This is a genomic window from uncultured Hyphomicrobium sp. (assembly GCF_902826555.1).
In the GTDB taxonomy this organism is placed as follows: Bacteria; Pseudomonadota; Alphaproteobacteria; order Rhizobiales; family Hyphomicrobiaceae; genus Hyphomicrobium_C.
This window is the reverse complement of the sequence record NZ_CADEFI010000043.1, coordinates 21,395-29,945: the sequence shown is the minus strand read 5'-3', so window position 1 is coordinate 29,945 and position 8,551 is coordinate 21,395. Positions and strand designations below refer to the sequence as shown.

The 8,551-nt window shown below is 64.9% G+C and carries 4 protein-coding genes; 2 read left to right on the top strand and 2 right to left on the bottom strand.

Translation table 11 applies throughout. From position 1 onward, the window contains the following. Positions 1-67: 67 nt before the first annotated feature. Positions 68-3,490 carry a tetratricopeptide repeat protein gene (locus tag QZV93_RS15000; RefSeq protein WP_295559435.1) on the top strand — a complete coding sequence of 1,141 codons (3,423 nt, stop codon included), beginning with the start codon at positions 68-70 and terminating at the stop codon, positions 3,488-3,490. On the opposite strand, the gene QZV93_RS14995 is transcribed toward QZV93_RS15000, so the two are convergent. Both QZV93_RS14995 and QZV93_RS14990 read right to left on the bottom strand, forming a co-directional pair. Then, positions 3,415-7,044 carry a tetratricopeptide repeat protein gene (locus QZV93_RS14995; protein WP_295559434.1) on the bottom strand — a complete coding sequence of 1,210 codons (3,630 nt, stop codon included), beginning with the start codon at positions 7,042-7,044 and terminating at the stop codon, positions 3,415-3,417. The genes QZV93_RS15000 and QZV93_RS14995 overlap by 76 nt on opposite strands. 193 nt (positions 7,045-7,237) lie before the next feature. Further along, on the bottom strand, positions 7,238-7,438 hold the full coding sequence (locus QZV93_RS14990; protein WP_295559433.1) for a hypothetical protein: 201 nt from the start codon (positions 7,436-7,438) through the stop codon (positions 7,238-7,240). Between the two features lie 186 nt (positions 7,439-7,624). Between QZV93_RS14990 and QZV93_RS14985 the strand changes: the two genes are divergently transcribed. Next, on the top strand, positions 7,625-8,548 hold the full coding sequence (locus QZV93_RS14985; protein WP_295559432.1) for a squalene cyclase: 924 nt from the start codon (positions 7,625-7,627) through the stop codon (positions 8,546-8,548). Positions 8,549-8,551 lie beyond the last annotated feature (3 nt).

Below are 8,551 nucleotides of genomic sequence, written 5' to 3'. Positions count from 1 at the left end.
TCTTGCGCAGCCCACGTCGTTTGTTCACACTCTCCCCATTGCACATAGTGATTGCGGGGAATTGTGAATGTTGTGGAAGCGTATTGCCGGCCTCGTCGCGCTCATGCTCTTGGCCTGTTGGACGTCGGCCGCTCCGGCAAGCGACGATCTGGATCAGGCCCAACGCGCGAACGAAGAGGGTGTGCGGCTTTACGAGGCAGGACAGTACGACCAAGCCGAGGCGCTCTATAAGCAAAGCCTCGCCGATTTCGAACGGCTCTCGGGACCGGATCATCTCGATGTCGCGACCTCGCTCGCCAATCTGGCCCTGCTTTACTACTCGACGGATCGGGGTGCCGAGGCGGAGTCGCTTTGGAAACGCAGCCTCGCGATCCGAGAGAAAGAGCTGGGGCCGGAGCACATCGATGTTGCGACGTCGCTTGCCAATCTGGCCCTGCTTTACCAGAGCCAAAACCGGGCCGCGGACGTCGAGCCACTCTTGAAACGCAGCATCGCCATCCGCGAGAAAGCAATTGGCCCCGATGACATCAGCATCGCTAGGCTGCTCGACGGCCTGGCCTGGGCCTATGATAGTGAAGGACGCGCCGCAGAAACCGAGCAGCTTATGAAGCGCGCGCTCTCCATTCGCGAGAAGGAGTTCGGCAAGGAGCACGCCGAGGTCGGGGCGACGCTCTACCGGCTCGCAGGAGCATACATGCAGTTTGGGCGCTTCGCCGACGCAGAAGTGCTTCTCAAAAGACTGGTCGCCGTTCGCGAAAGGGATCTGGGACCGGACCACGCCGATGTCGGCGCGGCCCTGAGCGCCCTCGGTATCGCGTATCAATATCAAATGCGCAGCGCCGATGCCGAGCCGGTTCTGAAAAGAGCGCTAGCGATTCAAACCAAAGCGCTGGGACCGGAGCATCCGGACGTCGCAGGGACGATCAGCGCACTCTCGGTGGCATACGAAGCACAAGGGCGATACGCGGACGCCATTGCCCTGACCAAGCAGAGCCTCGCCATCCAGGAGAAAGCGAAGGGACCCGATCACCTCGACGTTGCCGTAGCGCTGAACAATCTTGCGGGCCAGTACGAGATGTTGGAGCGCTACGCCGAGGCGGAGGCGCTATATAAGCGCGCGCTTGCCATCGGCGAAAAAGCGCCAGGAGCAGGGGAACGCGTTGTGGCCGTGTCCCTCAGCTCTCTGGCGGATTTGTACAAGAGCCAGGAGCGCTACCAGGATGCCGAGCCGCTTCACAAGCGCAGCATCGCAATCCTCGAGAAAGTGCTCCCACCCAATCATCCGGACCTCGCGACGGCGATATCCAACCTTGCTTTTATGTACCTCAATCAGGACCTCTATCCACAGGCCGAGGTGTTGTTGAAGCGCGCCATCGGCATCTACGAAAAGTCGCTGGATCCGGATCATTACAGTTTGGCGATGACGGTGATGAACCTCGCGACGGCGTATGACGGCGAGAACCGCCACGACGAGGCGCTAACACTTCTCAAACGCAGCCTCGCCAGCTTCGAAAAGTCGTTGGGCCCGGAGCACCCGCACGTCGCGGGCGTGCTCGACAGCGTGGCTCGCAATGCGCTGTATCGCGGAGATATAGCGGAGGCCGTCGCTCACTGGCGCCGCGCCACAGAAATCATAAGGCACCGTGCGGAGCGCGGGTTGGGCGGTGCATCGGCGGAATCGGGCAACGAGGAAGCACAGCGGACCCAGCCCATTTTTGGGGGGTTGGTAAAGGCGATCTACCGGCTGCATGCGGCGAACGAGAAAGATCTGCAGGCGGCGGCCTTCGACACGTTCCTGACCGCCCAATGGGGCCGCTCAGCCGACGCTGCATCCTCGCTGGCCCAGATGACGGCCCGATCGGCACAAGGTTCGCCCGAGATGGCATCGCTCGTGCGCGAGCGCCAGGACCTCGTTTCAGAATTGCAATCGAAAGACCAGCGTTTGGTTTCGGCCAGGGGCGAGCCGCCGGAGACCCGTGACGCGAAGAGCGAGCAGGAGCTGAGCGAGCGCATCAGGGCGATCGATGCGCGCCTCGCCGCCATCGACGCACGCCTGACCAAGGATTTCCCGAGCTACGCAGCGCTCGTCAATCCCAAGCCGCTCACGGTCTCCGCGGTGCAAAGCCGTCTACACGACAACGAGGCGCTGGTGATGTTCCTCGCCACCGCCGAGGTGAAGCCGATTCCGGAGGAAACGTTCGTCTGGATCGTCACCAAGTCGGGCGTCCGCTGGTTGCGCTCGGAGTTCGGGGGAAACGGCCTCGCACGCGAGGTCGCGGCTTTGCGCTGCGGATTGGATCAGGCCGCGTGGCAGGTAAAGGAGACGGACTGCGCCAAGCTCACCGGCACCACCTATACGAAAGCTGATTCAGACGCCAAAAAGCCACTTCCCTTCGATACGGGCCGTTCGCACGCATTCTACAAGTCGTTGCTGAGCGGCGCGGAAGACCTGATCCGAGACAAGCAGCTTCTGATCGTGCCATCCGCAGCCCTCAGCCAGTTGCCGTTCCAGGTGCTCGTCACTGCGCCACCCGAGCAGGGCAAGCCGACGGCGTGGCTCGTTCGCGAGCACGCACTGACCGTGCTGCCGTCAGTTGCTTCGCTCGATGCGCTCCGCTCCCGCCCGCGACCGGCTGCAGTGGGGCGCAAGCCCTACCTCGCCTTCGCCAACCCGTTGCTCGAAGGAAAAGCCGGCGATCCCTTCAGCCGCCGGCGCGCCGAGAGTGCGGCCCGCAGCTCCGATTGCGCAGCCGTCGCCGCCGAGCGCACGCTGGCCGAAGCCGCGCGCTCCTTTGCAGCCTTGGACGGCGATGCAACGCTAGGCGCCGCCGCCGATGTGGACGCCCTGCGCCGCCTGATGCCCGTGCCGCAGACAGCGGCGCTTGTTTGCGACGTGAGACAGGCCGTCGGTGCGGACGAGGATGACATTCATCTGGCGGGGCGCGCCACCGAGACGGAAATCAAGGCGATGAACGCGAAAGGTGCGCTCGCCTCCTATGCGGTCGTCAACTTCGCGACGCACGGCCTTGTCGCCGGAGCGCTGAAAGCGACGGCGGAGCCGGGTCTTGTCCTCACGCCGCCCGCCTCCGGAACGCCGCAGGACGACGGCTACCTCTCGGCTTCCGAGGTCGCGGCGCTGAATCTCGACGCCGACTGGGTCATCCTCTCGGCCTGCAACACGGCGGCCGGTGGCGCCAAGGACGCGGTCGCATTGTCCGGCCTCGCCCGCTCGTTCTTCTACGCCGGCGCGCGCGCGCTGCTCGTTTCCCACTGGGCGGTCTGGGAGAAAGCGGCCGTCCAGCTGGTGACGGGCGCCATCGCCGCTGGCAACGCGGGAGTGGGGCGGGCGGAAGCCATGCGCCGGTCCATGCTGGCGCTGGCCGACACCAACAACGCGTCGATCTCGCATCCCTCCTATTGGGCTCCGTTCGTCGTCGTCGGCGAAGGCGGCGCCGCACCCTCCCCGACGACCATGAAAGGCGCCCAGTAAGAGGGGTTCACCTTCCGGTCGCTTCCGTGCTCGATGAGGTCTTTCATGGCGCGGCGAAGCGCGTCCGCGCGCCCGAGCCTCACGTCGTCCATGTGCTGGGTCGCAGCAGAAACGAGTTCAATCGCCGCCTCCTCGTAGACGGGCCAGTTCGTCACCAGCAACGCCTGCGCACCGGAATAGAAGAACGCGCGCGCAAGACCGCTCAGGGCTTCTCCGCCCTTCTCGCCGGCGGCCGTGTCGCACGCCGACAAAATCACCCAATCCGCATTGAGCTTCAGCGTCGTGATCTCCGAGACGGAAAGATAGCCGTCGTTGTCCGGCCCGGCCGCCGCCGCGCCGGGTGTGAGAATGAGCCCTGGCTCGCCCATGCCCGCGATCTGTCCCCCGCGTAACCCGTGCGTTGCGAAGTGCACGACGCGATGCGCAGCGAGGTCGCCCGAATTGCTGAGGTCTCGCACATGCGCTTCCGTCGCCGCCGCACCGAGCCAGACGGTGCTGCCCAGGAACTGGCGCCGGTTTGCCAATTCGCAGGCGAGCCGCGCCGTGCCGGGAATGGGCGACAGCGTTCTCACCGCGGCCGCGGTGTCCGTTGCCGCGCCGATCTCCGACGTCAACCCCAGGCTCGACGTCGCAAAGATGTCCGCCGCCCCTTTGAGGCCTTCTTCCGGCGACGGCGGAAGCCCGCAGCTCTGATAATAGGCCGCGATGCGCCGCTTGAACTCGTTCGCCGTCGCGCTGGGAAGGCCATCGAGTGTCGGATTGGCGAAAGCGATCATCGGACGGCTGGCGCGCTCGGCCTTGACCACGAGACGCAGCGCCCTGAGCGAGGAGACGGACGGGATCAGCGTGATCGCGTTGCGCGTGCCGAGCCAGTCGGCGCGTCTGAGCTGGTCCGCGTCGGAAGCGCCGGTCTGGTCCTCGCGCGGCTGCGACGCGACGAGGGCATTGAACGGCACGTTGAGGATGGCGCCCGATGCGGCAATCAGGAGCTGCTTGTCCTTGATCAGCTCATCGGCCGGTCCCAGCAGGAACCGGTAGAGCGCATGAGCCTCCCAGACATCGAATCCCGATCTATGGAGGCGCCGGCAGGCCTTCGCCGCATCCTCGCCAGGCTTCAAGCCGGGCCATTCGTCGCTTGTCGTGAACGGCCGGTTATCCGGGTCGAGAGCGAACTGGTCGTTGAGCCGGCACCGCATCTGCCACGTGAACCGGTTCAGAACGGAAAGGCCAGGGCTGGTGTGCCAATGCACCTTGTCTCGGGTCACGACCCAGACGACGACGTGACCGTCGACCTCCGCGAAGCTGATCAGCGCCTCGTCGGCGCCGAGCCATTTTGTCTGCAATTCGTCCGCCGGAACGGCACGGGATCCCGAGAGTTCGGCGAAGGCGGGAAATGCGTCGGCAAGCTCTTTGTCGAGGCCCGAGAGGCGGGTCTCGAGCCGCGCTAGCTCGCCGGTGAGCAGCGTCTGCTGCTGCTCGTTCCTCTGATCGATCGGCAAGGCGAGCGACCGCGAGACGGCGTTCTCGATCTGGCTCCAGCGCTCGGCGACGTCCTGACGCTCGCGGGCTTTCTCGCTGAGCGTCGCGTTGCCCGTTGCGAGCCGCGCCCGGGATTGGCTGATGGCCGCCGTGGTGCTGCTGGTCCGGACCAGCCACTGGCTGAGCGCGAATCCCTCTCGGGCAAAGGCGTCGCCACGCTCCGGCGCGCCCTCCCCCATCTCCAGGAGAACCTTGAGCTGTCCGCGCGCGGTGCTGCGCAGCCAGTTGCCGCCCTCGTATTGGCGCGTGCTCCCGCCGCTGCTCATGCTGACGAAGGCGGGCAGGAAAATCGCGCTGGCACGTCGATAGTTCTCGAGCGCTTCGCTCCACTTGCCCTGCTTGACGTTGAGGTCGGCAAGCACCTGCAGGGTCTGGGCCTTGGGAATCCCGTCCTGCGGCTTCCGGGCGATGGAGGCATGGAAAGCCTGCTCGGCTTCGTCGAGGCGGCCTGCGGCGTCGAGCGCCATCCCGAGGTCGTGGTAGACCACCCCGAGCCTGTTCGCTTCCGCGCCCTCGGCGGCAACCACGATTTGGATCGCATCTTGATAGAGCCGGATGGCATCGTCGAACTTGTCCTGGTTCTTGAGCGCAGCGGCAAGCTCGAAACGCGCGCCCAACGCCAGCGGGTGGGCCGGGCCGTATGAGCGCTCGATCGCCTGCTGGCCTTCCCGTGCATCCCGCTCCGCCTCGCCGTAGCGGCCGAGCCGGTTCAGCACTTTCGCGCGAAAAGCCTTGGCCGTTCCCATGAAGGCGTGATCCGGCGGGAGAATGGCGCTCCGGATCCGCAGGATGCGGTCGAAAAGGCCGAGCGCGTCGGAGGGTCGATCGATGTCGGCATAGAGATAGGCGAGGTTCTCGAGCATCGTCGAGACGTCGAGGCTATTCTCGCCGTACACCTGCTCGCCGAGCGCGATGCTCTTCTTGAGCGTCTGCTCGGATTCCTCATAGCGGTTCTGATAGCTGTAGATGACACTGAGGGAATTGTAGGCATCGACCAGCGCGCGCGCGTTGAGACCAGAAACCTTTCCGACGGCGTCGCGCAGCTTGATGGCCGCGGCCTCGGCCTCGGCATACCGCGATGTCGCGAAATAGATCTTCGACAGCAGACTCTGATAGTGGAAATAGGTGTCGGTCTCCGCTGCGCCGATCTGCTCCAGGAGCTTCAACCCCTCGTTGGTTTGCTGCTCGGCGAGAGCGAAATTTCCCTTGTCGTAGTTGACCATCGCAACCAACCCGAGAGTGGACGCAATACCGCTGGGCGCCGCATTGGGATCGGCGCGCTGCGTGGCCAGCGTGTTGCTCAAGGTTTGCTCGGCTTCGGTCAGCTTTCCGAGCTTGTGCTGCGCAATGGCGATCCACGTCGTTGCAGCGACGCGCTCCTTGTGTCCCGGAGGAAAATGCAGCTCCTTGATGCGCAACGCCTCTTTGGCAAACGCCTCGGCATCCACGAACCGCGACGCCAGGAGATAGGTCTGAGCGAGACCGTCGGCTGCCCAGGCATTGTCGAGAGCGTCGGCACCGAGGGCCTTGCGCCAGATTGACAGCGCACGCTCGAAATTGCGCTCGGAGTCGGCGAGCTTCATCGTCTTGTGACCGATCCAGCCCAGCTCGTTCAGCAAATCGGCGACGGCGACGGAATTGGGATCCGCCTTTTCCTGCACCGCCAAGGCCGCGTTGAGAACGCGCTGTGCCTCGTCGGTTTTGTCGAGCCACCGGAGCGCCTGCCCGAGGCGATAGAGGTGCCCCGCGGTTTCGACGCTGTCCCCGCCGTGGATCGTGTTGGAGAGCGTGGCCGCCTCCAGCGCCAGCGGCACGGCGGCGGCCCAGTCCGATTTGTCGGTCAGCGCCTCCACCTGGCTTTTCAGCGATTTCAGTTTGGCATCGTCGCCGTCGTCCGCACGTGACGACGCGCTGGACGTGATCGAAACCGCTATCGCAATCATGACGGAGAGGAGCGCGGTGCGCATCCACCAAACCCGCGTCGTGACGTAATCTCGCGATGTTACAGGTGCCATTGCGCGTGCCCCGCCTGCGTGAGAGCAAAGGGCCGCCAGCCGCCGGCGAAGAGTATCGCGACCCCCGTCGAGAGCTATTTAGCATGGCCACGATGGGTAGCTGTCATCGCAGGAACGAAGCGCGGTGATTTTTTAATCGCGCCGATGTGTGGCAACAAACCCCGTTGTGCCCAACGTGCGCAAAAGCCCGGATCTACGGCACATTCCGCGGCCCCAGCGTGACGACCTTGGCGATGCTGCTGACGCTGACCGGAACGCCCCTGGTCTTTCCCCATTTATACAGCGTTTCCGCCGCCCTGGCGTCCTCGACATCGACCCCCGTGAGATCATGCAGATCCTCGAACGTCAGCACCGCCTTGCCGTTGGCCTTGAGGACGGCGTCAAGCTGTTCCATTCCCATCGCTCTCTCCTGTTCATCGAGCTTCCGCGGCTTCGCGGATCGCACCGGGCCGGGACGGCGGAAGCACGGACACACTACGACGTGGGCGTGCCGCGGCGGCACTGCAAGGCGCCCCCGTCCAACATTTCGTCGAAATCCGGTGCACCCATGCGGAGGGTGCGATCAACAGCGGAGCATCACATGACGAGTCGTACTGCCGTCGTGAGCTGGTTGCTGGATTCCGATCCCTCGATCCGCTGGCAGGTCATGCGCGACCTGACCGATGCGGACGACGCCGCCGTCGCCGTCGAGCGCACGCGCGTCGCGGAGGAGGGATGGGCCGCACGCCTCCTCGAAATGCAGACGCACGATGGTCACTGGAATGACGCCACCGAGCACGGCTGGATGACCACCACGGACATCCTCCAGGTCCTGAGAGATATGGGCGTCGACCCGGCAAGCGAGAGGGTTCGCAACGCGATCGATCGCGTCAACACGCGCATCACCTGGTTTCAGATCGACGGCCGCCCCTTCTTCGACGGCGAGACCGAAGCTTGCATCAACGGCCGGATCTTGGCCACGGGCGCGTATTTCGGCGCCAACGTCGATCGGTTGCTCCAGCGGCTATTGAGCGAGCAGCTCGATGACGGCGGCTGGAATTGCGAGGCCCCTCCAAGCACGCGATCCTCGTTTCACTCGACCATCTGTGTGCTCGAGGGGTTGCTCGCCTACGAGACCGCGCGAGGTCCGAGCGTCGAGGTGACGCAAGCCCGGCGTCGTGGCGAGAATTACCTCTTGGAGCGCCGCATGCTGCGCGCCCTGTCCTCCGGCGAGGTGATCGACAACCGCTGGACGAGCTTCGCGTTTCCGCCGGTCTGGCACTACGACGTGCTGCGCGGCCTCGATTACTTGAGGATGGCCGGTGTCCGCCCCGGCGCGCAGGTTGCCGAAGCCGTCGCGTTGGTGGAGAGCAGGCGGCGTGAGGACGGGCGATGGCCGCAAGACACGGTCCACCCGGATCGTATGAAGCGGATCCCCTTGGATATGGAAATCGAGGTCGGCGGACCCAGCCGCTGGAACACGCTGCGGGCGCTCCGCGTGCTGGACTGGTATGGGGCGGCTTGAAGG

What these genes read in the sequence shown, in the direction of transcription:
- QZV93_RS14990 (WP_295559433.1), bottom strand. Translation starts at nt 7,438, where the DNA reads ATGGAACAGCTTGACGCCGTCCTCAAGGCCAACGGCAAGGCGGTGCTG.
- QZV93_RS14995 (WP_295559434.1), bottom strand. Translation starts at nt 7,044, where the DNA reads ATGGCACCTGTAACATCGCGAGATTACGTCACGACGCGGGTTTGGTGG.
- QZV93_RS15000 (WP_295559435.1), top strand. Translation starts at nt 68, where the DNA reads ATGTTGTGGAAGCGTATTGCCGGCCTCGTCGCGCTCATGCTCTTGGCC.
- QZV93_RS14985 (WP_295559432.1), top strand. Translation starts at nt 7,625, where the DNA reads ATGACGAGTCGTACTGCCGTCGTGAGCTGGTTGCTGGATTCCGATCCC.